The following is a 26,389-nucleotide window of genomic DNA, read 5'->3' as shown; positions in this document are numbered from 1 at the left end:
TCGGTCTCATCGGCTGGTATAGCGCATGCCGGAAACGTTCTGTTGAAGGCTTAGCTCCCCAAAAAAGGAGATCAGGCTTCCCCTATCCTGGACAGGTACGAACAGGTGCGAACCTGTATCATTTTACTGACGCACGGTTATGTGATCACTCTTCGGCAACCAAAACGATCCGCAAGTTGGAATTGCGCTGGCTTTTCTTTCAACTTCGCAGTTGAATACGCGGGCAGTTTCCGAGCAATCGGTCACAGGGGTGAATTCGCATGCTGACGAGCTGGCCGAAAGAGCGGGCCAAGGAGCCCGTTTATCCCTTCCCCGGCGAGGAAGGCGTGAGACAGGAACTGGAGCGGATTATCGAGAGCAGCGCCTTCAAGGCGACGCCGCGCCGCAAGAAGCTTCTGCGCTATCTTGTCGAAGAGTTGCTCGCAGGTCGTGGACACGAGCTGAAAGGCTATACGATCGCGACGCTCGTTTTCGGGCGTGACGAGAGCTTCGATCCGCAGACCGATCCCGTAGTACGGCTGGAAGCGCGCCGTCTGCGCCATGATCTCGACAGTTACTATGTTTCGGCCGGGCGCGGAAATCCGCTGCGTATCTCCATTCCGAAGGGGCAATATGCTCCCACGATCGAAAAAGCCGATACGGACACCCCTGCGGTGCCTGTAACGTCAGCCGCAACAGAAGGTGTATACGTCGCCCCGGAGCTCGGACCAGAAAATACGGCTGTTTCATCCAAGCTGTTTCGCCGCGCCACGCTGGCTGCCGCCATTGCGATCGTGTTGATCTTCGCCGCCGTCATCTACGCGACGGTGTTTTCCCAGCCAGGTTCGTTCAGCCGGAGTTCGGCCGTCAACAGCACGGCGCTTGCCGTGCTGCCATTTGAAACGGAAGGCGATGATCCGGCAAATGCAGCGCTTGCAAAGGACATGGCCGACGAAATCATGAACGGGCTCAGCCGTTTTGAGGGGATACACCTTTACATGCCCTCAGCTGCCGACAAGAGCCTGTCAGGCCCAGACCCGATCGAATTCGGCAATCGGCTGAACCTTACCTACGTGGTGAATGGCACGATCAATGCTGCTGCCGAGAAAATGTTGCGGGTCAATGTCCGGTTGATCGATGTGCGCAGCCAAAGAATTCTCTGGATCGGCAGCTACGACCGGAGCTACTCGGCGGAGCGGCTTAACGCCCTGCAACGCGAGATCGCCCCCTCGGTCGCCTCGGTTATTGGTCAGCCCGACGGCAGGATGCGTGTTGACGAAGTGCTCGGACTATAGCCCAACGTCCCCCATCGTCGAGTAATGAATGCCTGCCGTGGGGCTGGGGCGAAACCATCGCGAGGCGGAGCCCGGCATCGGGGGCGTTTACCCTCTTGCTGACAGCTACCTATCTGCGCAGGACGCAGCGGAAGCCGACATGGCTCGTTGTCGTATCGATCTCCTGCGCATGGCGCGCCGCGGGACGGTAGCGTCGGCAATAGTTCGGGGCACAAAGGTGCGAGCCGCCCTTGAGAACGCGGCGCGGGATGGCAAGGTCCGCCTGCGCCGGGTTGATGCTTCCATCCGCATCGAGGTTGCGCGGGTTTGAGGGGATGCAGCAGGGCTTTGCCGCCGCCTCCGGATGGCGTGTCGTCCAAAAATCTGTCGTCCATTCCCAGGTGTTGCCGATCATGTCGTAGAGGCCGTAACCATTGGCTGGGTAAGAGCGGATCGGCGACGTCCGATCGAACCTATCCTCCAGTAGGTTCTGGGTCGGGAACCCCCCTTGCCAGGTATTGGCCATGTGTTTTCCGTCGGGTGTCAGCTCTTCGCCCCAGGCAAATTCTGCCTTGTCGAGGCCGCCTCGGGCGGCAAACTCCCATTCTGCTTCTGTTGGCAGCTCCTTGCCGGCCCAGGCGGCATAGGCTTCGGCGTCGCAAAAGGCGATATGCACGACGGGATGGTCGAGGATCGTGCCGATACTGCTCTTGCGGCCGAGCGGCCGGCGCCAGGTGGCGCCGTGGGTGAACACCCACCATTGCGAGACATCGCGCCCCTGAAGCGGCTTTGTCGGCGGCGTGAAGACGAGTGAGCCCGCCCGCAGGTTTTGCGGCGGTGCGCCGGGGTAGTTGCGCGCCTCAGGGCGCTTTTCGGCAAAGGTGACGTAGCCGGTCGCGTTGACGAAGGCGAGGAAGTCACGGTTGGTGACGGGAACCTCGTCGATCCAGAAGCCATCGACCTTGACCGGGTGGACGGGTGCTTCTTCGGGGTAGTGATCGTTGGACCCCATCATGAAGGTTCCGCCTTCGATCCAGGCCATGCCCGGTCGTTCGGCTTGCTGTTCGACACGTAGTTCGGATGTCTGCATAGTCGTCTTCCTATACGGTGTCGGCTGGCATAATGCCCGGCCCCGCAAATGCGGAGCCGGGCATTACAGTTCAGCTATTTCTTGTCGACCGCGGCCGCTGTCTGGTTCTCTCCCGTCTCGCGACCGAGTCACCGCGTCAGTCCTCCACGATCTGCCAATCGTCGTTAGGATTGAAGGTTTCGATTTTCGACGCGATTTTCGACGTGTCGTCGCCCAGATCGGCTTCATAGACGATGCCGTTCTTGTTGACGACGAAGGTCTTGACCCCGGTTATGCCATAATGGACGGGCCAGGCCACGAGGCCGAAACCGGCGATCATGTTGCCGTTGATGACATAGTCATAAGCGCCCCCGGCAATCGCGTCGCCTTGTCGGGTGAGGATCTTGTAGCGGTAGCCATTGAAGCCTTCGCCTGCCTTGGCTGCCTTGAGCGCATCCCCGCCGGCAAGCGCTGCGCCAGCCGGGCTTTCCTCGCCGTCGAACGCCGCGGCTGGCCAATAGAGGCCGTCCTGGGTGCCCTCGGTGCTGATTATTTTCTGCGCATATTCGAGAACGCCATCGCCATCGTGATCGGCAAGGGCATATTGCTCCTGTGCTCCGACATAGTCGCTGATGGTGTCGATGGTCGAAAGTTCATTTTCTCCAACCCGGCGATTTGCGACCTCCTCAAGCCCGACAAAGGTATCGAAGGCCCATTTGCCGTCGTCACCCTTGGAGATCGGGAAGGGGAAAGGCCAGCGCTCGTTGCCGATTTCCAGAACCTTGCGGTTGTTCACATCCGTGACATCAAGCTTTTCCTTCAGGCGGGCTTTGATGTCTTCGTAGGTTTCCGCCACGCCACTGGCCGCCTTGGTTTTTGCGGCATCGAGACCGAGCAGGGCGGCGAGCTTGTCGATATCGCCACCTTCGACGGTCGACTTGAACGCCGCGACAGCCTCTTCGGGGGTGGCGAAAGTCGGTGGTTCCTGTTTCGACGCGAAGTCCGAAATGGACATATTGTCGTCAGCGGTCTGCGCGTTGACAACCGGTACCAGCGTTGTGCCTGCAAAGACTGCGGCGCAGGCCAACGTGCGAAGAATAGTTCTGTATTCTGTTTTCATCGTCGTTTCTCCTTTGCGCCCGAATTACCGGCGACGTCCGCCGCCACCGCCATGTCTCACCACCTTATGACCGCCACCACCGCGATGGCCGCCGCCCATCGACTGTCTGCCGCGATTGGATGACATGTTCGTTTGGTGGCGATTGCCTGGATTGCCGAGCACGGAGTTGTTTTTCGGGGAGCGATTCTGGGTACGAGCACCTGCCTTTGGCTGCTTGACCTGCCGGTTGACTTGCTTGTTCGAACGGTTTGCCCCCTGTGAAGCTTTTGGACGATTGGCACCAGCGTTCTGTGCTTTGCCCGGCCGCTGGTTGGCAGCGTTCTGCCCCTTGCCCGGTCGCTGATTTCCGGCACTAGCGCTCTTGTTGCGAGCACGATCCGCATCGACCTTGCTCTTGCGAATGTCGTTTGTGGTAACCTTAGGCCGATTGTTGGCGATGGTGTTACCGCCGTCGCGACGCAAATCCTTTGCCTTGACACCGATGTTGTTTTCGCGATTTCCCTTGAAATCGTTACGCATCTTGGTGCGATCGATATTGTTGAACTGGTTCTTGTCGAACTTGATCTTGGAACGGTCGACATTCTTCCAGTCGACATCACCCATCTTGAACTTGTCGCGATCTATATCGACGTTGTTGAAGCAGTTGTCGCAGTCGATATCGACATCGCCGCCGCCCCAGTTTCCTCCCCATACACCCCAATCGTCCCAATCGACCGCTGAGGCCCAGATTGCACCCGTCACCGCGCCTGCAAAGAAGGTTGCCGTCGGGTAGTAATAATTGGGGTAGGGTTCAGGATAGTAGCTGATCGGAGCCGGAGCATAGCTCGGTTCATAGAGCATTTGCGGCTCGTATTGCGGCACGTAGACCTTTTCGGGGTTCGTGGACTGGATGACGACATTGTCGCCCTCATTGACGACGGTAATCTTGTCGTCACTCTTGATGACGTTGTCGGCGACCGCCTTGTCGCGCAGCGTCTGTATGGCGATCAGCACATCCTTCTGCTGATAGGTGAGGGCGCTGCCGAGCGACTGTGTCCACTCGAGGTCGTCGCTCATCATCTTGACGACCTGGGGGTAATTCAGAAGGGAGATGACGCTGCCGTCCCAGCTGTCCTTGGGCTTCAGGTCCTTCTTGGCCTTCGATTGATCGAGGAACCGCTGCGCCTCCACGATCTGCAGGGGGAAAATCGAGGCGGAGGTGATGACGGCGACCAGCTCGTCCGGATAGAGGGCGATGCGGGCGACGAGCACCTCCAGTTCATCTTCTGTCAGAAGATCGGGCGTGTCTGCATCAGCATCTGCGCTCGGAGCAGCTGCTGCGGCCTGGGTGTCCTGTGCCCTGGCTTCGGGGATTGAAATCGGCGCAGCTGCGACCGACAGCAAAAGCGCTGCCGTGCCGAGTGAGCGTCCGATAAGGCTGAAAATGTCTGGCATGCTATCAACTCCCAATCCGTGGATTCTGAATGCACCTGTTCTTCTTTACGCGCCCATGGGCGAAACGCGGCTCGTGATCGTCTTGCCGCGCCCATCGAAGCCTATTCCGGATAAATCTGTTTCCAGTCGTTCTTCATGCTGACAATTGTCCAGCCGTGTTTCGGTCCTTCGTCCAGGCCCTTGTCCAACCTTCCAAAATGGGATTGGCGATCATAGGCATATTCCCGATCCCCATCATCGTGATGAACGATCAGGCCGAAGCTACGCCCAGTTCGTGACGTCGTCCACTCCAGCATCTGGAAATCGCCGTCGGAATTGCCGAAGGCAGCAATGGGGCGCCGGCCGATATGCGTATAGATACCGATCGGCTTGCCCGCACCGTCATCGACGAAATCGACGTCTGGCAGACGAACGATCGCGGGCTTGCCATCCTGCACCTCGTATTTCGACTTGATCGAGGAGCCGACGACGTTTTCCGGCCCAATACCATAGACGCGTTCAGTCCACGGCCGCATGAATTCGATGCCGCCCCCGGAAACGATGAACACCTTGAAGTCGTTGGCTTTCAGGTAGGAGATAAGTTCCAGCATCGGTTGATAGACCATCTCGGTATAGAGCTTGCCGGTCTTGGGATGTTTTGCCGTGCTGATCCAGTCGGTAGCGATCTTGGTAAATTCATCGCTGGTCATGCCGGCATGCGTGACGGCGAGGATTTCAACCAGGCCCTTTTCACCGGTTGCCGCGACACCGGCGGCATCGCCGGCGAGGACAGACTTGAACGGCTCGGTATCCTTCCATTCGGGATGCTCCGGCGCGAGCGCCTTGACCCGGTCCAGTGCAAAAGCGAGCTGGACATACATCGGTTGCTCGCTCCAGAGCGTTCCGTCATTGTCGAAAACGGCGACGCGTTCGTCCGGCGCCACATAGTCAGTGCCGCCGGCCGTCGTCACTGCCGAGACGAAATCGACGATGCCCTGTTTTGCTGCGCCGTCGTTCCAGGAAGGGAGATCGTCCGCCCGCACTGAAAGCGGCGCCAGCACCAGCATGGCTGCTGCAGCGATCGCTGCCAACCTGTGTAATCCGGACATAAAGAAACCTCCGAGTGTTTGCCCTAACTTCGCGTGAGCGGGGACGATATTGGCTTGACTGTCTTTGGCCACGCAACAACATTTGTGGCTGAGTATTCCCCATATTCTCATCAGGGCTATGTCTCCCCTTGCGGGTGGGTATTGCGCAGCGCGTCCAGCGCTCCATGGATGACGTCCTCGATCTCCGCCTCAATCTCTTCGACCAGCTGCTGAAATTCTTCCATCTTGCCAGTATCCGCCTGCCAGCGTTCGAGTGCGGCTCTTGCCGTGGCATAGTCTTCGCAAAGGCTCCGGAATTCCGGCTTGCGCACATAGAGCCTGCGAACGATCAGTTCGTGCTCTGGAAATTTCCTGACAACCGTGGCCAACATGACGGCAACCTCGGACTAGTCCCCTTCGATGGAAGACTATTACCTGTTTTTGGCAATGGGGGAGGTGGGAACATGTACGAACATGTTCCTCTGAGTTGGGCTTCACCGTCTCACGCAAGATATGTGCAAGCGCCCCCTGCGGGAAAGGGCCTCCCGGCCCATCGTGCTCGGCAGGGACTGGCCGGGACAGCGGGGCAAGCAATCGTGGGAGAGAGATCCGTTTCAGCTCGTTTTTGTACGCCCGAGGCTGCGGCGAGCGATAAAGGACGGGGCATTGGCAAGGGCCAACGGCGCTTCCCGGCCTTCGATCCGTGACAACAGCGTCTCGGTGGCGAGCACGCCGAGCGCCCGGCCGGACTGGTCGATGCTGGCAAGGTTGATCAGGCTGAGTGCGGCAGTCGGGGAATTGTCGTAGCCGATGACGGCGAGGTCTTCCGGAACCCTGATGCCCATCTCGGCGGCGACGTTCAGGAAGGTGACCGCGTCGATGTCGCTCCAGCAGAAGACGGCCTCGGGGCGGTCTGGGCGCGAGAGGAACGCGCGCATGCTTTCCTCCCGTTCCGGCGAGGCAACGGGTATGCTGTGGATGTCGATTTCTGCAGCAAGCCCTGCCGCTTCCATGGTCTGGCGATAGCCGATCTCGCGCTGGCGCACGACCGAGACCCTATGGCCCTCGCGCGAACCGAGGGTGAGCATGGAAATCCTGCAATAGCCGCGCTCGATGAAAGCCTCCACCGCGAGCGTCGCACCCTGCTGATCATCGCAATTGACAGTGTCGAAATTCACAGCCGTCGGGTCGTGATAGCCCACGGCGACGATCGGGATCTGTTCGGCAAAGCGCGATATGATCTCGGAGGGCAGGCGGGGGGCGACGAGGATCAGGCCGTCCATCTTGTAGTCGATCATCGATTCGATCAGTGACGTTTCGAGCTGTGCCTTGGCTTCGCCGACGCCGATCATGGCGCTGTAATGGGAGGGCGCAAGCACACCGTTCACCCCGTCGATCACCTCCGGCAGGAACGGGTTGCGGATATCCACAAGCAGGAGGCCGATGGTGAACGTGCTGCCGCGCAGGCCCCGCGCGGTGCGCGACGGGCGATAACCGAGCGTGCCGATCGAGGTCTGGACGCGGCTGCGCAGTGCCTCGCTGACGCCGTAGGCATTGCGCAGAACCTTGGAGACGGCGGCCACCGAGACGCCCGCATGGGCGGCGACCGTCCTGATGGTCACTCGCTCCCTGGTGATGGCGATCTCGTCTCGCTGCGACATTCTTTTCCCCGGATTCCCTACAGTTTTGCCACCATGGCAGATGCCGCGAAAAAATTCTATTGCATCCGGGCAAAAAATGTAGAACGTTATACATAGACCGTTCTACACGACGTCAGGGAGGACATCATGAACATGCACGCGACCGCCAGCCGCAAGGGGCTGAAGCAGCGCAACTGGGCTGCGGAGATGATCGCGCCGTTGTCGGATGAGGGCGTCGGTCGTCCTGCGAGTTTTGTTTCGAAGACGTTTTCGCTGGAAGCCGTGCCGGCTGCGGTTGAACTCTTCATTTCCGCGCAGGGGCTTTATCGCTGCTTCATCAATGGCAAGCGTGTCGGAGAAGACCTGCTGACCCCCGGATGGACCAATTACGACCACCGCATCGCCTATCAGCGCTACGACGTCGCGCAGCTTCTGGTCGCCGGTGAAAACCACATCGAGATCTGGCTCGCGGATGGCTGGTACCGTTCGCCGCTCATGTGGGGCAAGGATGCCATTCCGAATTGCTGGGGCGACCGGATCGCGGCGATTGCCGAGCTCGTTGCCGGTGGTCGCACTCTGCTTTCCACCGATGCGAACTGGAAGAGTGGCGCCCTGCCGATTGTGAAGTCCGGGATCTATTTCGGCGAGGTCTATGACGCGCGGCTTGCGGCGCTGAGCGAAACCCATGGCAGCGAGGTCATCGCCTTCGACAAGGCGTTGCTTGTTGCCCATGAGGCTGCAGCGGTGCGCGAGCTGGCGGCTCTTGTGCCGGTCGATCAGTGGCGCGATGACGAAGGGCGTCTGGTCTATGACTTCGGCCAGAATGTCGGCGGTTATGTCCGTTATACCGTGCGCGGCAGCGCAGGTGCGCAGGTGCGCGTCGAGCATTCCGAAGTGCTTGGTCCCGATCGCTTTTTCGACAATCGCAATTACCGCACCGCTGTTGCCGAAACGCTTTATACGCTTGCGGGTGATGGGGATGAGACCTATGCGCCTTACTTCACCTTCCAGGGCTATCGTTATGCCCGCGTGACGATCACCGGCGAGGTTGAGATCGTTTCGATCTCCTCCGTGCCGATCACCTCGGTCGCCGAGATCAAGGGCGGTTTCGAAAGCGGCTCCGGCCTCGTAAACCGGCTGGTTCTCAACGCCGTCTGGTCGCAGCGCGGCAACTTCATCGAGGTGCCGACCGATTGCCCGCAGCGCGATGAGCGTCTCGGCTGGACCGGAGATGCCCAAGTCTTCGCGCCCACAGCGTGCTGGCTGGCCGACAGCGAACAATTCCTGCGCAAGTACCTGCGTGACGTTATGGCCGATCAACGCCCGGACGGCGCGATCCCGCATGTGTCGCCGGACCCGACGCGATTGCACCCCGAACATTTTCCGGGTTATGCCGGCTCCACCGGTTGGGGCGATGCCATTGTCATCATTCCCTGGGTTCTCTACACCCACTACGGTGATCGCGCTGCGCTCGGCGAATGCTTCGATGCCATGGTGCGCTGGGTAGATTTCGTCTGGTCGATTTCGGATGGTCCGATCGTTCGCCCGCCGCCTCATTGGGGCGATCGCGGCTTCACCTTCGGCGACTGGCTGCAGCCCGTCGGCGACAACCGCAAGCCACGCCCGACAATTGCCGACGATTGCGCCGCAACGCTCTATCACTTCATCTCGACCGAGCTTTTGGGCCGCATTGCCGGCGTGCTGGGACGCGATGATCTGCGGCAGGCGATGGAGCGCCGGGCCGGCGAAATCCGCGAGGCCTTCGCCTTTGAATACATTTCGGCATCGGGCCGTCTCGCCCACAATGACCAGACCTCCTATGCGCTGGCCTTCCTGCACGATCTCGTGCCGGCTGAGCATTGGGACGCAGCCAGGGGGCATTTCCGCCGCGTCGTCGAGGATGCGGACTACCGGATCGGCACTGGCTTCATCGGAACGCCGGCACTTCTGCCAGCGCTGACCAAGCTCGGCATGGACGATCTGGCCGAGAAGGTGTTTCTGCAGGAAGAGGTTCCGGGCTGGCTCTATCAGGTGAAGCAGGGCGCGACCACGATCTGGGAGCGCTGGGATTCCATGGCGCCGGACGGGACGATCTACGATCCCGACATGAACAGCTACAACCACTATTCCTATGGGGCGGTGTGCCAATGGCTTTTTGAAAGCGTGGCGGGCATTTCGCCCGATCCCGAGCATCCTGGCTTTGCCCGTGTAAAAATTTCGCCGACGCCGCTCGAAAAGCTCAATCCCGTTTCGGCCTGGCACGAGATCGCCAAGGGTCGGATCGAGGCGTCGTGGACGATGGCCGATGGCAAGGTCGAATACATCGTCAGCCTTCCCGAAGGCTGCGAGGGGCTGTTCGTGCCGACGGTGCGGCACGTCAACCCGGTTCTGGATGGCAAGCCCGTTACCGGCGATACCCTGATGGCGGCCGGTCGCCATCTGATCACCTTTGAAATTCCGAAAAGCAACTAATGCATTCCATCGTGTCGTCTTACTGTTCGGAGGAGGAACATCATGACATTGCGTATGAAGACAAAAATGACGACTGTGACGGCCCTGACAGCGCTTCTGCTGTCTGGAACGGCATTCGCTGACACCACGCTCAGCTTTCTCGTCGATAACAACGCCGATTCGGTTGCGGCCGCAGAAGCGCTCGCGACCGCCTATTCAGAGAAGCACCCTGATGTGACCGTCGAGGTCGAGCAGCGCCCGGGCGGCGGCGAGGGCGACAATATCGTCAAGACCCGGCTTGCGACCGGCGAGATGACCGATGTCTTTCTCTACAATTCCGGCTCGCTGCTGCAGGCGCTAAAGCCCGAGACATCATTGCTGGACTTGAGCGACCTGTCGTCACAGGGGAAGATTGCAGATGGTTTCAAATCGGTCGTCTCGGCCGATGGCAAGGTTTACGGCGTGCCCTACGGCACGACCATGGCCGGTGGCATCTTCTACAACAAGAAGATCTATTCCGAGATTGGCCTGACGCCGCCCAAGACCTGGGCTGAGTTCATGGCCAACAACGAAAAGGTCAAGGCCGCCGGCAAGGTTGCCGTTGCCCAGACCTATCGCGATACCTGGACGTCGCAGCTCTTCGTGCTGGCGGATTATTACAATCTGCAGGCGCAGGTGCCGAATTTCGCAGCCGACTACACGGCCAACAAGGCGAAATACGCAACGACGCCGGCAGCCGTCAAAGGCTTCGAGCGTCTGCAGGAAGTGCATGACAAGGGCCTTCTGAACGAGGACTTTGGCGCAGGCACCTATGATGATGGTCTGCGCATGGTGGCAACCGGGGAGGCTGCTCACTATCCGATGCTGTCCTTCGCCATCGGCGCGTTGAAGCAGAATTATCCCGATGAAATGGCGGATGTCGGCTTCTTCGCCCAGCCCGGTGATGACGCAGCCAACAACGGCCTGACGGTCTGGATGCCGCCGGCGGTCTATATTCCGAAGACGACGGCCAATGTGGAAGAGGCGAAGAAATTCGCCGATTTCGTCGGCAGCGTCGATGGCTGCAAGGCGATCATGGCCGTCAATACCGTGCAGGGGCCGCCGCTGATTGACGGCTGCGATCTGCCGGCGGACGTGCCTGCCGCCATCACCGACATGCTCCCCTACTTTAAAGAGGGCAAGACTGCCCCCGCACTGGAGTTCCTGTCGCCGATCAAGGGGCCGGCGCTGGAGCAGATCACCGTCGAGGTGGGCTCGGGCATGCGACCCGCAGCGGAAGCGGCCGCGCTCTACGATGAAGATGTGCGCAAGCAGGCCAAGCAGCTCGGCATTCCCAGCTGGTGAGTTGATCTGCTTTAAGAACAAGCCGCCCGCGACAGCGGGCGGTTCCCCCATGCCGTGGAAGGAGGACCCATGGTCGAGGCCACGAAACGCACATCGCCCTATCCGCTCTGGTTTTTCCTGCCGGCAGCGGTGATCTACGGCGTTCTTTTCCTCGTGCCGACGGCGACGTCCTTCTGGTACAGCCTGACGCGCTGGGACCTGACGACGGCTGAATTCATCGGCCTTGAGAACTTCCGCCAGTTCTTCTCCGAGCCCTTCTTGGTGCAGGGCCTGATCAACACGCTGATCTATGCCGTCATGACCTCGGGGCTGAAGACGATCTTCGGGCTGCTGCTGGCCGTTCTGCTCACCAGCAACATCATTGCCCGCGGCTTCCTGCGCACGGTCGTGTTCTTCCCCGTTCTCGTTTCGACCATCGGCATCGGCATCGCCTTCACTGTGATGATGCACCCGACCCGCGGCATCATCAATGTGGCGCTGGAAGCCATCGGCATCGATGGGCCGGGCTGGCTTACCGATCCGGCGCTCGCGCTGTTTTCCGTGGCGCTTGTTGATCTTTGGAAGGGGGTTGGTCTCGCGACGTTGATCTTCATCGCTGGTCTTGCAGCGATCAGCCCGGATTATTACGAGGCCTCGCGCATCGACGGCGCGACCCGCATGCAGCAGTTCCGCCGCATCACCCTGCCGCTCGTGCGGCCGGCGACGGTGACGGTCGTCACGCTGTCGCTGATTGGTGGCCTGCGGTCGTTCGATCTGATCTGGGCGATGACGCGGGGCGGGCCGGGCTTCTCCTCCGATGTCGTCGCCTCCGTCATCTACAAGCAGTATCAGGCCGGGTTCTATGGTCTCTCGACCGCGGGCAATGTCATCCTGTTTGCCCTGATTGCAGTCATCATGGTGCCGTTGACCATCATGTTCAACCGACGGGAGATCGAGCAATGAGGCGCTATCGTCCGGTCGTCGTCGGCGGCATTTCGCTTGCCGTCGCTGCCGTTGTTTTCATCGTGCCGTTCCTTTTCATCGCGCTGCAGGCTGCCAAGTCCCGCTCCGAGGCCTCGCGGCTCAACTTCGCGTTGCCGAAGGAATGGCTGCTCTGGGACAATCTGGTCGCGGTCGTCGAGGCGCGCAACTATCAGCTGCTGCTCGCCTATTTCAATTCCACTGTCATCACTGTGTTCTCCGTGACGATCCTCGTCGTGCTTTCGGCGATGGTTGGCTATGTGATGCAGCGTCGTCGGTCCCGCTGGAATGGCGTGGCGCAGACGGCGTTGCTGATCGGCCTGATGATGCCGCCGGCCGTGGTGCCGACTATCGGGCTTCTGCAATCGATCGGCCTGTTCAAGACGATGACCGGCATGGTGCTGATCCAGGTCGCCTACAATCTCTCCTTTTCGACACTGCTCTATCGCTCGTTCATCGGCACCATTCCGCGTGATCTGGACGAGGCGGCGCTGATCGATGGCGCAAAACCCTGGCAGATCTTCTTCCGGGTGGTGATGCCGCTTTTGAAGCCCGTGACGGTGACCAATATCGTCGTGCAGTCGATTGCCATCTTCAACGATTTCACCAACCCGCTCTACTACCTGCCGGGCAAGGAAAACGTGACGGTGCAGCTGACGCTCTACAATTTCCAGAGCATGTACACGAGCCAGTACAATCTGCTCTTCATGAACATCCTCTTGGTGACGATCCCGCCGCTCATCGTCTTCATCTTCTTCAATCGACAGATCGTTGCCGGCATGACCGCCGGTGGCGTGAAAGGCTAAGTGCATGTCAGGCGTAGAACTCAAGGACATCCGCAAAAGTTTTGGTGCGCTCGAGATCATCAAGGGCATCGATCTCGACATCAGGTCTGGCGAATTCGTCGTCTTCGTCGGCCCGTCCGGCTGCGGGAAATCCACGCTCCTGCGCATGATCGCCGGGCTGGAAGATGTCACCTCCGGCATGCTGACGATCGGCGGGCAGGACGTGACCTATGCCGAGCCGTCCAAGCGCGGCATCGCCATGGTATTCCAGTCCTATGCGCTCTATCCGCATATGACGGTCGCCGAGAACATCGGTTTCGGCCTGTCTCTTGCCAGCCGTCCCAAGGCAGAGATCGAGGCGAAGGTGCGCGACGCCGCGGAATCGCTGCAGCTGACGCATCTGCTCGACCGCAAGCCCAAGGCGCTTTCCGGCGGCCAGCGCCAGCGCGTCGCGATTGGCCGCGCCATCGTGCGCAATCCCCAGGTGTTCCTGTTCGACGAGCCGCTGTCGAACCTCGATGCGTCGCTTCGTGCCCAGATGCGGCTCGAAATTACCGACCTGCACAAGCGGCTCGGCACGACTATGATCTATGTCACCCACGATCAGGTCGAGGCGATGACCATGGCCGACAAGATCGTGGTTTTGAACGGCGGCCGCATCGAACAGGTCGGGAGCCCGATGGATCTCTACAACAAGCCGGCAACTCCCTTTGTCGCTGGCTTCATCGGTAGTCCGAAAATGAACCTCTACACTGGGGCGGCAGCCGAAGGCCTGGGCTGCAAGACCTACGGTATCCGGCCGGAAGACCTGACGTTGTCATCCGAGCGCGGCCGCTGGAGTGGCAAGATCCGGCATGTGGAGCGACTGGGCGCGGATGCGCTCGTCTATTTCCGGGTCGAGGGGCTTGGCGATATGGTCGCCCGCACGCTGGGCAGCGCGAGTTTCCAGCCGGGCGAGACCGTCTGGGCGACGCCGGACACGGCGAAGGAACATCGTTTCAATATCTGAAGGGCATCAAAAAATCCCTTGGCGGTTGGCCGCCAAGGGATTTCGATATTTCAGAGTGACGAGCGTGGTCTTACTTGGACCAGAGACGCTTGTCCTGCATCAACGGTGCATAGGTGTTCCACTTGGTGAGCTTGTCGAGGTAACGCGCTCGATAGCTTTCCTCGCTGTCCCAACCAGTTTCCGCGGCAATAAGTTCGACTCCGATTTCGTAATAGGTGTCGAGGTTCCTGAGATCCGGCATCGGGGTTTCGCCACGCTCGCATTCGCCCTGCATCTGCCAGTAGACCTCTTCCAGGCGACGAACCGAAGCCGGCATATCGCGCAGAATGCTCTTTTCCTTCTTGGCCAGCAGCGTTTCGCGGATGGTGACGAGCTTCTTCCTATCGTTGCCGAGTGCGATTGCCTTGGCGACGTAATCAGTCAAATCCGTTGCGATCATTTCCGGAATGCCGGCCGATGCGACGATGCTGGCGCAGAAGCGCGAGGCAAAGCTCTTGCCGGGGACCGTTACGATCGGCAGGCCCATGGTCAATGCATCGGCTGCTGTGGAATGTGCGCCGTAGGGGAAAGTGTCGAGGAAGAGATCGGCAAGGCCGATGCGGGCCAGATGCTGTGGGTTGCCTGCCTTGGGTGCAAAGATCAGCCGTTCGGGCGCGACGCCGTGCTGGCTCGCGACCTGTCGCAGGCGCAGGTTTACGTCTTCCGGGCCGGCAAGCAGCCACAGGATGCTGTCCGGGGTGGCGGCAAGGATTTGCATCCACCGTGCAAAGCACTCGGCCGTGATTTTCTGCATGCCGTTGAAGCTTGCGAAGACGAAGACATTTTCCGGCAGGCCGACTTCTGCGCGGGTGGGCTTGTTGCCGATCACACGCTTGCGGTCGACCGGCTGGTTGCAGGGAATGCGAAGCACCTTCTCGGTATAGTAAAGCTCGTTTTCCGGCGGAATGATGTGCTCGTCGGCAATGATATACTGATGGAAGGGGCTGCCCATGGTTCCGGGATAGCCGCAGAAATTGACGATGACCGGGGCCGGGCGATAGGCGAAGATCTTTGTCCGCGCATGCTTGGTGTAGCCGTTGACGTCGATGAGGATGTCGATCTCATCATTGACGATCATGGTTGCGGCATCCTGGTCGCCAACACCCGCGATATCGCGCCAGTGATCAACGACGGCTTTCATCCGGCGCATGGTCGCATCTTCGGTGCGGTTATCGCCGCAGTAATAAGCGAAGACTTCGACGCTCTTCTTGTCGTGCAGTTCCAGAACCTCGCTCAGGGCGAAGCCGACGGCGTGGTCGCGCAGGTCGGACGAGACGTAGCCGACGCGCAGACGCTGCCGGGTGCCGCTCTTCTGCCGCGGCTTGCGCAGCGGGAAGGCGTGCAGGTCGGGCCGTCCGATCAGCGATTTGTTGTAGCGGTAGGCTTTGGCGAGCTGGAACAGCGGATCATCTGCAAAGCAGGCCAGCGTCAGCGGCGACATGGAATCGAGTAGATGCTTGACCGTGACGTTCTCGGAAGGCACCAGCGTCGGCCATTTGCACTGACGCTGACGGATCGAGGTCCAATGGTGCCCTGATTCGTGTTTGTCCGGGCGCAGTTCCATAGCTTGGCGAAGCGTGTTTTCGGCCTCCTCAAGAAGGCCGGCGTTTTCCAGCACGCGGCCGATATGCTGCAGCACCATCAGGCGATGGTTGACGCGATCCGGCGTGATTTCCGAGGTGGTTTCAACATATTTCTTCCACTGCTGGATAGCCTGAACAAGCTGCCCGGAATCTTCAAGAGCGCGGCCAAGGTTGATATGCGCCTGACCGAACTTGGGATCGATTTTCAGGCAGGCCTGCAGCGTCTGGATCGCGCCGGCAAGATCGCCCATCTGCCGAAGGGTCACGGAATAATTGAAATAGGCGAGATGAAGCAGGGGATTGCCGTCGTTGTAGGCGACCCAGGTCTTGTAGATCTCGGCGGCGGTAGAGCGTTCTCCGGTGATGTTGAAGCTCTCGGCAACCTGGAACAGCTCGGCCAGCGGCATGAGCTGGTTACGTGCACGGGTCAGGGCGTCAACCAGCGGCGTACCAGTGTTAGAGGCGAATGCATTATCGTTGAGCATGGGGCATCCCAGAAAGAGGCCGCCTGACGGCAGACGTTGAACGACGCGCAGAAGCGTTCTGGGCTTTTATCAGCGGTAGCTTGCTTTGGGCTTGTGTTGCCGTTTCTGCAGGATTTCCGTCGTTGTTCCATACTGGTGCAATCCTTACGCGGCAGTTGCCTCAATCCTGTACAATTTAATAGTCGCATTAACCCAAAATTAGAAACTGGCGAATTAAATGTGTGCCAAGGCCTCTGCCCAGACCCTCGATTGATTGCGGTGTCGAAAGCAGTTGACGATGAAACTCTTGCTTTCCGCGAGACGCAGACATCTTCAGGCGTGGGAAACAGAGCGCAAGCCCTGGCTGCATGATGCCCTCCCAACGCGCTGGCTCCTACGAGCCATGTTCCACGGAACGTCGTTTTTCTCCAACAGGCGACCGGACGGTCGATGCCAATAGCTCAAGTCCATGGGACGGGCGATTGATCGGCAGGCGCGGGATACGTCTGACACCGGCTTGCTGGTGGAGCGGAATGGCATGTGCAATCGGTCAACATATAGGCGCGCGTCCATGACCTCGATAGTTTCTTCCCTCACGACCAATCAGATCCGGTCGCTCTCAACCGCAACGATCGCATCGCTGAACACCGAAGATGTGGCAGCGCTCTCCACCAAGCAGATCGCCACGCTCAGCTCGAGCCAGCTCGCAGCTTTCGAGACTGAAGATCTTGCTGCTTTCGACTCTGATCAGCTTCGTGCGATTTCGACGAAGGCTATTGCCGGTCTCACACTCAGCCAGCTGGCCATTCTGGACACCGCCAATGTCGCGGCCCTCCAGACGTCGCAGGTTGCCGCACTCAGCGCCGCCCAGATCCAGAACCTGACCTCCGAGCAGGTCGAATCGCTAACCGCTTCGCAGGTCAGCTCGCTGAGCTCCAGCGTCATCTCATCGCTCACCACCAACGACATCGTCGTATTCTCCACCGATGACATTGCTGCCATCGGTGCAAAGGCGTTTTCGGGCCTCTCCTCGGCCAACATCGCTGCTCTCTCCACCAGCCAGATCGCGGCCATGACGACCGGTCAGGTCGCAGCCCTGAAAACCCCTCAGATCCATGCTCTCACCACCGACCAGATCGGTTCGCTCACCACCGCGCAGGCCGCCGTCATCACCGGCACCCAGATTGCTGCGCTGTCGACCGACAATGTCGCTCTGCTCTCGACCGATCAGGTCGCAGCCCTGAACACCAAGGCTGTTGCCGCTTTCACCTCCGCACAGGTTGCAGTCCTGACCACTGATCAGGTTGCCGCCCTCAGCACCGGCCAGATCGCAGCCCTCGGTTCCGCTGCCATCGGTGCTCTGACCTCCGATCAACTCGGCGCTCTTGCCGCCGGTGACGTTGCCGCCATCGGCACCAAGGCTCTTGCCGGCCTGACGACGGCCAATGTTGCGCTGCTGTCGACCGACCAGGTTGCCGCTCTTGGCACAGCGTCTGTCGCTGCCCTGAGCTCGGCTCAGATCGGCGCTCTGACCACCGATCAGGTCAGCGTTCTCGGCTCTGCGCAGATCGCTGCTCTCAGCGCCAAGCAGGTTGCTGCGCTTAGCACTGCTAACGTTGCCGCTCTGTCGACGGACCAGGTCGTTGCACTGAACTCGAAGACGATCTCGGCCCTGACGAGCGGCCAGATCGGCGCCCTGACGACCGAACAGGCTGAAGCCCTGACCACCGGACAGGTTGCCAGCCTGAGCGTTGCCGCCATCGGCGCTCTGTCGACCGATCAACTGGCCGTGTTCTCCACCGCCGATGTTGCCGCGATCAGCGGCAAGACGCTGGCCGGGATGTCCACGGCGAGCTTCGCTTCGCTCTCGACCGGCCAGGTCGCCGCCCTGACCACCGGTCAGATCGTTGCCCTGAAGACAACTCAGGTTGCAGCTCTGACGACCGATCAGATCGGCGCTCTGACGACGGTTCAAGCCGCTGTTCTCAGCGCAACCCAGGCTGCAGCACTCAGCACCGACAACGTTGCTCTGCTTTCCACCGACCAGGTGGTTGCACTCAGCGCCAAGGCTGTCGCAGCTCTCACCTCGACCCAGATCGATGCCTTGACCACTGATCAGGTCGGTGTTCTGACGACAGGCCAGCTCGGAGCTCTCGGCTCGGTTGCGCTTGGCGCCCTGAGCACGGATCAGGTTGCTGTCCTCTCCACGGCCGACATTACTGCCCTGAACGCCAAGTCGCTTGCCGGCTTGTCAACCGACAGCGTGGCTATTCTCACGACAGAGCAGCTCGGCGCCTTCTCCACTGGCGCGATAGCGGCTCTGACCACCGCCCAGCTCGGTGCCCTCACGACTGACCAAGCTGTCTCCTTGACCGCGGGCCAGATCGGCGCCCTCAACACTACCCAGATCGGCGCCATCAGCACGGATAACATTGCCATCCTGACCACTGGTCAGCTCGGCGCACTGTCGACGGGCCAGGTTCTGGCGCTGAAGACCACCCAGATCCAGGCTCTGACGACCGATCAGGTCGTGGCCCTGTCAAGTGGCCAGGTTGCGGCGCTGAGCACAGTTCAGATCGGTGCCCTGAATACCGCCAATGTTGCGGCCTTGACCACGGATCAGGTTGCGTCCTTGAACCCGAAGGCAGTTGCTGCGCTCTCCACCGACCAGATCAACGCCCTGACGACCGATCAGGTCGAAGCCCTGACGACGACGCAGGTCGCTGCTCTCGGCGCGGCTGCTCTCGGTGCGCTTAGCACCGATGATCTGGCTACATTCTCCACCGCAGACGTCGCCGCCATCTCCACCAAGATGCTGGCAACACTCTCCACCGGTAGCATCGCGTCGCTGTCGACGGCCCAGGTTGTTGCTCTAACCACGGCACAGGTTGCATCGCTCACTACGGCGCAGGTCGGTAACCTGAGCTCCGACCAGGTCGGCGTTCTTACCACCACGCAGGTTGCATCCCTGACCGGCACCCAGGCCGCAGCTATCAGCACCGACAACGTCGCGCTGCTGTTGACCGGCCAGGTTCTGGCGCTCAGCGCGAAGTCCGTCGCGTCTCTGACGCTGAACCAGATCAATGCGTTCACGACCGACCAGGTCGAAGCCTTGAGCTCGACGCAGGTCGCCGCTCTCGGTGCCGCAGCAATCGGTGCACTCGGTACGGAAGACCTCGCAACCTTCTCGACTGAAGACGTCGCTTCGATCGGTGTGAAGTATCTGCCTTCGCTGTCCACGGATAATGTCGCAGCACTCTCCACGGGTCAGTTCGCCGCTCTGACCGCCACCCAGATGGCCGCCTTCACGACGGCTCAGATCGGTGCCATCACCACCGACCAGGCTGTTGTTCTGAGTTCCGCGCAGGTTTCGGCGCTCAGCGCGACGCAGGTTGGAGCGATCAGCACCGACAATGTCGCCGTTCTTACGACGGGCCAGGTTGCTGCTCTCAGCTCCAAGTCTCTTGCCGCCCTGACATCCGCTCAGATCGGCGTGCTGACCACGGATCAGGCAGCTGCCCTGACGACTGGTCAGGTCGGCTCGCTGGGCTCGACTGCAATCGCCGCCCTATCGACGGATCAGATCGCAGTGTTCTCGACCGACGACATCGCAGCCATCGGCCTGAAGGCACTGGCTTCGCTGACGACGGACAACATTGCGGTACTGTCCACCGGTCAGGTTGCAGCTCTCACCACGAACCAGATCATGTCGCTCACCTCGGCGCAGGTTGGCGCCCTGACGACCGACCAGATCGGCTCTCTGTCGACTGCACAGGTCGCAACGCTGACCGCGACTCAGATCCCGGCTCTCGATACCGATAACGTCGCTCTACTGTCTACCGGCCAGGTTGCCGCTCTCAGCTCCAAGGCTGTATCGGCCCTGACCACCGCTCAGATCGGTGCGATGACCACCGATCAGGTCGAAGCCCTGACGACTGGCCAGGTCGCTGCACTTAGCTCGACAGCGCTCGGTGCACTCGGTTCGGACGACGTGGTTACGCTGTCCACCGCGGATATCGCCTCGATCGGTACCAAGGCTCTGGCAGGTCTGTCCACGGACAACCTTGCGGCCCTCGGTACGGGGCAGGTTGCGGCCCTGACCAGCGCCCAGCTTCTGGCTCTGACGACTGCCCAGGTTCAGGCCCTGACTTCCGACCAGCTCGTCGCCCTGACGACCGGTCAGGTCAATGCCCTGAGCTCGACGCAGGTGGCTGCGCTGAGCACCGACAACATCGCGGTTCTCGGCACCAACCAGATCATCGCTCTGAACTCGAAGGCGGTTGCTGCACTGACGACCGCTCAGATCCAGGCGCTGACGACCGACCAGGTCGAGGCTCTGACCTCCAACCAGGTCGCGGCTCTCAGCTCGGCAGCAATCGGCGCCTTCGCAACGGAAGACCTGGTAACCTTCTCGACCGATGACATCGCTGCGATCAATGTGAAGGCCCTCCCGGGCCTCTCCACCGACGATATCGCCAACCTGACGAGCAACCAGTTGCAGGCTTTGACGTCCTCGCAGCTCGCAGCTCTCGATACCGACCAGGTTGCCGCCGTCATCGTGGCCTACCAGAGCTTCTAAGAAACAGGCGGCGCGGTCCCGACCGCGCCGCATTCCCTTTTCCGGATTTCGGATATTCCCGACGTCCAGACCCAATACGGAAGGCCTCTTGCGCGACGCGAGAGGTCTTTTTGCATTTTTTCGGGTATTGTGCATCGCAATGACCGGAAGCTTTACGCCGAGAAAGAGTTGAGCCATCTGTTTCCATTTGGCGTGCCCGGTTCTTGACTTGCAGCTTCCCTAGAAATCTAGTCATCGGTATCCGGCGTAAGGACAAACAGACCTTCGCGCATCGATGCTACGGGAGCGGCGACGTCATGGATTCTGAAACGGAGACGAGCGCGGTTCCTCAGGGGGATGTCGAGGGGCAATGGCCTGTTCAGCGGCGGGCCATTCTCGACTGGCTGATCCAGGGAACGCGCGACGAGCGCTTCATCGACAATATCGTGACTGAAATGTGTACCCGATTGCGGACTGCAGGTGTCCCCGTCGCCCGAGCGACATTGCATTTTCGCACCAACCATCCCGAATGGCTGGGTGCCCGCATCCTCTGGCGCACGGGGATGGATGAGGCGAAGATCAGCTTCTTCGGTTACGGGGTGGAAGCGACCCCTCAGTTTCAAAGCAGCCCGGCAAACGAGATATTGAGCGGGACGCCAGAGGTTCGCCAAAACCTCGAGGGGTTGGCTGAAACCGGCCATCCCTATTCACTCTATGTTGAACTCAGCAGGGAGGGACTGACGGATTACGTTGCCTGGCCGATGGATCACACGCTTGGCAAACGTCATGTCATGACGTTTGCCAGCGACCGTCCGGGCGGATTTCTCGAAGAGCATCTGACATTCCTGAGGGATCTGACACCCGCGCTGACGCTTGTTACCGAAATTCGGTTGAAAAACATTCTGGCGCGTACTTTCCTTCGTACCTATGTCGGCCCGCATGCCAGTGAGCAGATTCTCGCTGGCGCCACGACGCGCGGCAGCGGCGTCACCGTCGAGGCCGCCATTCTGATCTGCGATCTCAGAGGGTTCACGACGATTTCCGACCTTTGGCCGCGCGACGAGGTGATTGACCTGCTCAATGCCTATTTCGACGCCATGTCCGAACCGATCGAGGCCCATGGCGGCGAGATCCTGAAATTCATGGGCGATGGCCTCCTTGCCATCTTTCCGCTCAGCAACCCCAGGGCCGGTCTCGATTTGCTCAATGCTATTACAGAGGCGAGAGCTGCGATGACTGCCCTTAATCTCGAAAACGCCGAACGCAATCGTCCGCTGCTCGATTATGGTGTCGGCGTCCATGTCGGCGACGTGATGTATGGCAATATCGGATCGCGCAAGCGGCTGGATTTTACGGTTATCGGTCCCGTGGTGAATATCGCCTCGCGGCTTGAAACCTTGACGAAAGAAACCGGCCGGCCGGTTTTATTGTCCGCTGCTTTTGCGGAAATGGTGCGCGACGACGTGGAACTCGAGAGCTTGGGTTCGTTCCCGCTGAAGGGCGTTGGCGAGCCCGTTCATGTTTTTACCTTGCCGGGTGACGTCGTCACGCTCCAGACGAGCGGACATTAGCTTGAAGTGGGCGGTTTGAACGCTTCATCCCTTCTTCCGGGCGCTCCACACGGATAGCCCGATTATCTGCAAGGTCTCACATGGATTATCTGGTCAATCTTTCGCTCGTTTCAGCCGATCCGGCAGTCGATGCCCGCGTGACTGATACCGGTGTCATGATAAGGCGGGCATTGGCGCCGGAGCTGGAACTGGTGACTGATTGGGTGCGCAGCCGCTTTGGCGCGGGTTGGGCAGGAGAAACAGCGGTTGCCTTTTCCCGCCAGCCGCCGGGCTGTTTCCTGGCGACGAAGGAGGGCAAGCTCGTTGGCTTCGCCTGCCACGAATCGATTGCCCGCGGCTTCTTCGGGCCGACGGGTGTCGACGAGAGCGTACGCGGGCAGGGCATCGGCCAAGCGCTGCTGCTGGCATCGCTGATCGATCTCAAGACGATGGGATATGCCTATGCGATTATCGGCGATGTCGGGCCGGCAGCCTTTTATGAGCGGGCGGTGGGTGCGATGCCGATTCCGAATTCGGCACCCGGTATCTATGCCGGCATGCTGACTTCGGTCGAGTGAACGGGAGGTGTGTCATGACGAACCAATGCTCTTTTCGGCTCGAAAACCTCTGGGTGTCTGATGAACAGGGCGGCAGCTATCGGTTGACCCTTGCAAACCTTTCCGATGCTCCCATCCGCAATTTCCGGCTTTGCGTGTCAGGTCCGGCACGGATCGGTCAAGGCGCTGATATCGAGGGCGGCACTCTGGTGCACTGGCTCTCCAACCACGCGGAATTGCGGCCGCCGGAAGGCTTCGTGCTTGAGCCAGGCGCCTCATGGGCGGTGACGATCCGACGGATGAGCGATCCGCTCAATCATTGGACTGATGGTGTGACGGCGGCCTATCTTGTTCTCGCTGACGATACCTCTGCCACGGTTGCGGTGTCGCCTATGGGAAACAGCGGCAACAATGCGGAGTTGAAGCGTGGCGCCTTGGTTTATCCGGTGCCGGTCGCGGCTCCTGTCTCCGTTTCCATTCTTCCCTGGCCGCAGTCCGTCAACGTATCAGGCAACGCCCCTCCACCACCCGGTTTTGCGCTTCGACCGGAGGGACGAGACGCGACAAAGGCTGCCGATGCTTTTTCGCAGCTTGTCGAATATCTGTTTCCCGCCGAAGGCATCGTGCGTTCCGCCAGCGAGGGCGGTTTGCCGGTGACGCTGAGCAGGGACGAGCCCTTGGGGTCGGAAGCCTATATTTTGCGGTTCGCGCCCAATGAGGTTGCCGTTGCGGGCGGTGGGCATGGCGGGCTGCTCTACGGCCTGATCACACTCGGGCAAATCCTGCGCGGCGCGCGGCTTCATCCGGGAACCTTCATTTTTCCCGGAGAAGGCGAGATCGTCGATACGCCTTTACATGAATGGCGCGGCACGCATCTCGATGTCGCCCGGCAATTCTACGGTGCTGCGGAAATCAAGCGCTTCCTGCATATTCTCGCCTGGAACAAGCTGAACCGCTTCCACTGGCATCTCTCCGATGACGAGGCGTGGCGGGTGGAGATCGAGGCTTATCCCGCCTTGACCGAAATCGGTGCCTGGCGCGGCCACGGGCTTGCCATCCCGCCGCTGCTCGGCTCGGCGCCGCAGCGGAGCGGAGGGTACTATACCAAGGCGGTGATCCGGGAGATCGTCGCACTGGCGGGGAACCTGGGCATAGAGGTGATGCCGGAAATTGATGTGCCCGGTCATTGTTACGCGATGCTGCAAGCCATTCCGGAACTGCGCGATCCGGCCGAACACGGCAATTATCACTCGGTACAGGGTTTCCCCAACAATTGCCTCAACCCGGCGCGCGAGGACACTTACCGCGCGCTCGAAACGATCTTTGACGAACTGATCGAGCTTTTCCCCTGCGCCGTCTTCCATGTCGGTGCCGACGAGGTGCCGCTGGGGGCGTGGTCCGGCTCGCCGCAGGCTTTGGGCGAATTGAGGGCGATTGGCGGCGATGCCCTGGCCGATGGCCATGCCAAACGACTTGATGTCATCACCAACCATCACGGGGCCGACGATATCGAAGGTTCGGGTGCGGCCGTGCTGCAATCGGCCTTTCTGGGACGTATTCAGGCGTTCCTAGCATCTCGGGGGCGCGTCACCGGCGGTTGGCAGGAGGCTGCCCATGGCAACGTAATCGACAAGGCGAAGTCGCTGCTGTTTGGATGGCGCACGGTTGAGGCTTCGGCGGCGCTGGCTGGCGAGGGCTACAATCTCGTCGTCTGCCCTGGAAAAGTCTATTATCTGGACATGGCGAATAGCACCGCGTGGTCCGAGCCCGGAGCAAGCTGGGTGGGGTGGTCCAGCCCGGAGAAGCTCTACACTTTCGATCCGGTCGAGGGCTGGAGCGAAGAGCAGAAGACGCGCCTGCTTGGCGTCCAGTGCTGCATCTGGTCGGAGCCGATGAGCGACCGGGCAGTTTTTGACAGGTTGGTTTTTCCGCGGCTTTCGGCCCTGGCCGAAACCGCCTGGACGCGCGACGAGCACAAGTCCTTTAAGCGGTTCGAAGCCTTGGCGGGCCTGATGCCGGTGCTCTACGGCTTTTATGGCCAGGCGGCGTAGCTCGTTTCGGACCGGACATGCTTCAGTGGGATGCCTTGTCGGTATGCGCGGGGGGAGACGCCCGCCATGCGCTTGAAGAAGCGGCCGAAATAAGCGGCATCCTTGAAGCCGAGCGCTTCGGCTGCCTCCGATATCTTCAGGGTTGAACTGTCCAGCAGGTCTCGTGAACCGCCATTACCATCCGCGTGAAGTCTTTGCCTACACGATCTCCGGCGTGTGGGGTTATCTGGAGCATGACTGGACGGCGACGGCCGGCGATTTCGTCCATGAGACGCCGGGCGGGGGCATACGCTGGTTGCCGATGAACACGAGCAGCCGATAAGGGTATTCTTCCAGGTCAAGGGGCTGCTGATCTGGCTCGATGAGAGCGGCGAGCCGAACGGTTTCTTCGATGTGCACAACTACGTCGCCCTCTGTCGTGACCACTGTGAGAAGATCGGGATCGGACGGGAGGACGTGGAAAAACTGTTTCGATAGGACGCTTTAGTCAGGAAGGGCAAGCCGCGCGACGACCGCGCGGCCTTCTTTTTTCCAGCAATATATTTATCTGAATATAACGCTAGTCATCCACTCGGCTTCGCTATATCCATTCGGATATTTCGATCAAACCGGAGGGAATATTCCATGACATTTCATCTTTTGGGCAGGCTGACGAAGATTGCCGTTGCTGTCACCGTTGCCGGCTTTACCACCATTGCCAGCCCGGCCATGGCCGACGACACGGTCACCGTCTTTGCCGCAGCCAGCCTGAAGAACGCACTTGATGCGGCCAATGCCGAATGGACGAAGGAAAGCGCCAAGCAGACGACCGTCTCCTATGCGGCCTCATCGGCGCTCGCCAAACAGATCGAATCCGGCGCGCCGGCTGACCTTTTCATCTCTGCCGACCTCGCCTGGATGGATTACGTCGCTGAAAAGAAGCTGATCAAGGACGATACCCGCTCCAACCTGCTCGGCAATCGCATCGTCCTCGTTGCGCCGAAGGATGGGGCAAAGACGGTCGAGATCAAGGAAGGCTTCGACCTTGCCGGCCTCGTCGGTGATGGCAAGCTTGCCATGGGCGCCGTGGATTCGGTTCCGGCCGGTAAATACGGCAAGGCGGCCCTTGAAAAGCTCGGTGTCTGGGCTTCGGTTGAAGGCAAGGTTGCGGGTGCTGAAAGCGTTCGGGCGGCGCTGGCGCTCGTTTCGCGTGGTGAGGCTCCCTATGGCATCGTCTACCAGACGGATGCGGCCGCTGATCCGGGTGTTGCAGTCGTTGGCACCTTCCCGGAAGAGAGCCACCCGCCGATCATCTATCCGGTCGCCATTCTCTCTGAATCGAAGAATGCGGATGCGGCTGCGTATCTGGAATTCCTGAAATCCGACAAGGCTGCGGCGTTCTTTACGCAGCAGGGCTTCACCCTCCTGAAATAGACGGTACAAAGAGCGGCAAACTCCATTGTTCCCTCTCCCCGC

At 60.2% G+C, this 26,389-nt stretch carries 20 protein-coding genes; 12 read left to right on the top strand and 8 right to left on the bottom strand.

Translation table 11 applies throughout. The features are described from left to right. Positions 1–260: 260 nt before the first annotated feature. Positions 261–1,274, top strand: coding sequence for a hypothetical protein (locus tag QO002_RS18145; RefSeq protein ID WP_307232207.1), 1,014 nt, complete (start codon positions 261–263; stop codon positions 1,272–1,274). Between the two features lie 109 nt (positions 1,275–1,383). On the opposite strand, the gene QO002_RS18140 is transcribed toward QO002_RS18145, so the two are convergent. The 6 genes from QO002_RS18140 to QO002_RS18115 all read right to left on the bottom strand — a co-directional run bounded on the left by QO002_RS18140 (position 1,384) and on the right by QO002_RS18115 (position 7,604). Then, positions 1,384–2,343, bottom strand: coding sequence for a formylglycine-generating enzyme family protein (locus tag QO002_RS18140; RefSeq protein ID WP_307232205.1), 960 nt, complete (start codon positions 2,341–2,343; stop codon positions 1,384–1,386). 136 nt (positions 2,344–2,479) lie between these two features. Beyond that, the gene (locus QO002_RS18135) at positions 2,480–3,442 is read right to left on the bottom strand and encodes a DUF2950 family protein (protein WP_307232203.1); all 963 of its coding nucleotides are present in this window, start codon (positions 3,440–3,442) and stop codon (positions 2,480–2,482) included. Between the two features lie 24 nt (positions 3,443–3,466). Next, entirely contained in the window at positions 3,467–4,876 is a 1,410-nt protein-coding gene (locus QO002_RS18130; RefSeq protein WP_307232201.1) for a DUF3300 domain-containing protein, read from the bottom strand. A gap of 101 nt (positions 4,877–4,977) precedes the next feature. Further along, entirely contained in the window at positions 4,978–5,964 is a 987-nt protein-coding gene (locus QO002_RS18125) for an HAD family hydrolase (protein WP_370878516.1), read from the bottom strand. Between the two features lie 116 nt (positions 5,965–6,080). Next, positions 6,081–6,335: a hypothetical protein gene (locus tag QO002_RS18120; protein ID WP_307232199.1), complete on the bottom strand. Its 255-nt coding sequence runs from the start codon at positions 6,333–6,335 to the stop codon at positions 6,081–6,083. 222 nt (positions 6,336–6,557) lie between these two features. Then, entirely contained in the window at positions 6,558–7,604 is a 1,047-nt protein-coding gene (locus tag QO002_RS18115) for a LacI family DNA-binding transcriptional regulator (protein WP_307232197.1), read from the bottom strand. A gap of 126 nt (positions 7,605–7,730) precedes the next feature. Here QO002_RS18115 and QO002_RS18110 point away from each other — a divergent pair, with 126 nt between their 5' ends. The 5 genes from QO002_RS18110 (at position 7,731) to QO002_RS18090 (ending at position 14,132) form a co-directional block, all read left to right on the top strand. Next, positions 7,731–10,055, top strand: coding sequence for a family 78 glycoside hydrolase catalytic domain (locus QO002_RS18110; RefSeq protein WP_307232196.1), 2,325 nt, complete (start codon positions 7,731–7,733; stop codon positions 10,053–10,055). A 66-nt stretch (positions 10,056–10,121) separates the two neighbouring features. Continuing rightward, the gene (locus tag QO002_RS18105) at positions 10,122–11,378 is read left to right on the top strand and encodes an ABC transporter substrate-binding protein (RefSeq protein WP_370878558.1); all 1,257 of its coding nucleotides are present in this window, start codon (positions 10,122–10,124) and stop codon (positions 11,376–11,378) included. A gap of 69 nt (positions 11,379–11,447) precedes the next feature. Continuing rightward, positions 11,448–12,320, top strand: a complete 873-nt coding sequence (locus tag QO002_RS18100) for a carbohydrate ABC transporter permease (RefSeq protein ID WP_307232192.1) — start codon at positions 11,448–11,450, stop codon at positions 12,318–12,320. Further along, the gene (locus tag QO002_RS18095) at positions 12,317–13,144 is read left to right on the top strand and encodes a carbohydrate ABC transporter permease (protein ID WP_307232190.1); all 828 of its coding nucleotides are present in this window, start codon (positions 12,317–12,319) and stop codon (positions 13,142–13,144) included. The genes QO002_RS18100 and QO002_RS18095 overlap by 4 nt, the downstream gene beginning before the upstream one ends. Positions 13,145–13,148: 4 nt before the next feature. Further along, positions 13,149–14,132 (top strand): ABC transporter ATP-binding protein, encoded by a 984-nt coding sequence (locus tag QO002_RS18090; RefSeq protein WP_307232188.1) that lies wholly within the window; start codon positions 13,149–13,151, stop codon positions 14,130–14,132. A 70-nt stretch (positions 14,133–14,202) separates the two neighbouring features. On the opposite strand, the gene QO002_RS18085 is transcribed toward QO002_RS18090, so the two are convergent. After that, a complete protein-coding gene (locus QO002_RS18085) occupies positions 14,203–16,239 on the bottom strand; it encodes an O-linked N-acetylglucosamine transferase, SPINDLY family protein (RefSeq protein ID WP_307232186.1) in 2,037 nt (678 codons plus the stop codon). Between the two features lie 550 nt (positions 16,240–16,789). Between QO002_RS18085 and QO002_RS18080 the strand changes: the two genes are divergently transcribed. The 4 genes from QO002_RS18080 (at position 16,790) to QO002_RS18065 (ending at position 24,934) form a co-directional block, all read left to right on the top strand. Next, positions 16,790–20,797: a beta strand repeat-containing protein gene (locus tag QO002_RS18080; protein ID WP_307232184.1), complete on the top strand. Its 4,008-nt coding sequence runs from the start codon at positions 16,790–16,792 to the stop codon at positions 20,795–20,797. Between the two features lie 296 nt (positions 20,798–21,093). Then, complete coding sequence (locus QO002_RS18075; RefSeq protein WP_307232182.1) at positions 21,094–22,347, top strand: adenylate/guanylate cyclase domain-containing protein; 1,254 nt, start codon at positions 21,094–21,096, stop codon at positions 22,345–22,347. A gap of 80 nt (positions 22,348–22,427) precedes the next feature. Beyond that, complete coding sequence (locus QO002_RS18070; RefSeq protein ID WP_307232180.1) at positions 22,428–22,904, top strand: GNAT family N-acetyltransferase; 477 nt, start codon at positions 22,428–22,430, stop codon at positions 22,902–22,904. A 14-nt stretch (positions 22,905–22,918) separates the two neighbouring features. Next, positions 22,919–24,934, top strand: a complete 2,016-nt coding sequence (locus QO002_RS18065) for a beta-N-acetylhexosaminidase (protein WP_307232178.1) — start codon at positions 22,919–22,921, stop codon at positions 24,932–24,934. Here QO002_RS18065 and QO002_RS30915 read toward each other — a convergent pair. After that, positions 24,916–25,068: a helix-turn-helix domain-containing protein gene (locus QO002_RS30915; RefSeq protein ID WP_370878557.1), complete on the bottom strand. Its 153-nt coding sequence runs from the start codon at positions 25,066–25,068 to the stop codon at positions 24,916–24,918. The genes QO002_RS18065 and QO002_RS30915 overlap by 19 nt on opposite strands. Positions 25,069–25,097: 29 nt before the next feature. On the opposite strand from QO002_RS30915, the gene QO002_RS18060 reads away from it, so the two are divergent. Both QO002_RS18060 and modA read left to right on the top strand, forming a co-directional pair. Further along, positions 25,098–25,256: a cupin domain-containing protein gene (locus QO002_RS18060; RefSeq protein ID WP_307232176.1), complete on the top strand. Its 159-nt coding sequence runs from the start codon at positions 25,098–25,100 to the stop codon at positions 25,254–25,256. Positions 25,257–25,558: 302 nt separating this feature from the next. After that, positions 25,559–26,347: a molybdate ABC transporter substrate-binding protein gene (gene modA / locus QO002_RS18055; RefSeq protein ID WP_307232174.1), complete on the top strand. Its 789-nt coding sequence runs from the start codon at positions 25,559–25,561 to the stop codon at positions 26,345–26,347. The last annotated feature ends 42 nt before the right edge of the window (positions 26,348–26,389 follow it).

The sequence above is a fragment of the Pararhizobium capsulatum DSM 1112 genome, assembly GCF_030814475.1.
Lineage (GTDB): Bacteria > Pseudomonadota > Alphaproteobacteria > Rhizobiales > Rhizobiaceae > Pararhizobium > Pararhizobium capsulatum.
This window is presented reverse-complemented; position numbering and strand designations above follow the sequence as displayed.

Coding starts and splice junctions, on each gene's coding strand:
- QO002_RS18145 (WP_307232207.1), top strand. CDS start 261: ATGCTGACGAGCTGGCCGAAAGAGCGGGCCAAGGAGCCCGTTTATCCC.
- QO002_RS18140 (WP_307232205.1), bottom strand. CDS start 2,343: ATGCAGACATCCGAACTACGTGTCGAACAGCAAGCCGAACGACCGGGC.
- QO002_RS18135 (WP_307232203.1), bottom strand. CDS start 3,442: ATGAAAACAGAATACAGAACTATTCTTCGCACGTTGGCCTGCGCCGCA.
- QO002_RS18130 (WP_307232201.1), bottom strand. CDS start 4,876: ATGCCAGACATTTTCAGCCTTATCGGACGCTCACTCGGCACGGCAGCG.
- QO002_RS18125 (WP_370878516.1), bottom strand. CDS start 5,964: ATGTCCGGATTACACAGGTTGGCAGCGATCGCTGCAGCAGCCATGCTG.
- QO002_RS18120 (WP_307232199.1), bottom strand. CDS start 6,335: ATGTTGGCCACGGTTGTCAGGAAATTTCCAGAGCACGAACTGATCGTT.
- QO002_RS18115 (WP_307232197.1), bottom strand. CDS start 7,604: ATGTCGCAGCGAGACGAGATCGCCATCACCAGGGAGCGAGTGACCATC.
- QO002_RS18110 (WP_307232196.1), top strand. CDS start 7,731: ATGAACATGCACGCGACCGCCAGCCGCAAGGGGCTGAAGCAGCGCAAC.
- QO002_RS18105 (WP_370878558.1), top strand. CDS start 10,122: ATGACGACTGTGACGGCCCTGACAGCGCTTCTGCTGTCTGGAACGGCA.
- QO002_RS18100 (WP_307232192.1), top strand. CDS start 11,448: ATGGTCGAGGCCACGAAACGCACATCGCCCTATCCGCTCTGGTTTTTC.
- QO002_RS18095 (WP_307232190.1), top strand. CDS start 12,317: ATGAGGCGCTATCGTCCGGTCGTCGTCGGCGGCATTTCGCTTGCCGTC.
- QO002_RS18090 (WP_307232188.1), top strand. CDS start 13,149: ATGTCAGGCGTAGAACTCAAGGACATCCGCAAAAGTTTTGGTGCGCTC.
- QO002_RS18085 (WP_307232186.1), bottom strand. CDS start 16,239: ATGCTCAACGATAATGCATTCGCCTCTAACACTGGTACGCCGCTGGTT.
- QO002_RS18080 (WP_307232184.1), top strand. CDS start 16,790: ATGACCTCGATAGTTTCTTCCCTCACGACCAATCAGATCCGGTCGCTC.
- QO002_RS18075 (WP_307232182.1), top strand. CDS start 21,094: ATGGATTCTGAAACGGAGACGAGCGCGGTTCCTCAGGGGGATGTCGAG.
- QO002_RS18070 (WP_307232180.1), top strand. CDS start 22,428: ATGGATTATCTGGTCAATCTTTCGCTCGTTTCAGCCGATCCGGCAGTC.
- QO002_RS18065 (WP_307232178.1), top strand. CDS start 22,919: ATGACGAACCAATGCTCTTTTCGGCTCGAAAACCTCTGGGTGTCTGAT.
- modA (WP_307232174.1), top strand. CDS start 25,559: ATGACATTTCATCTTTTGGGCAGGCTGACGAAGATTGCCGTTGCTGTC.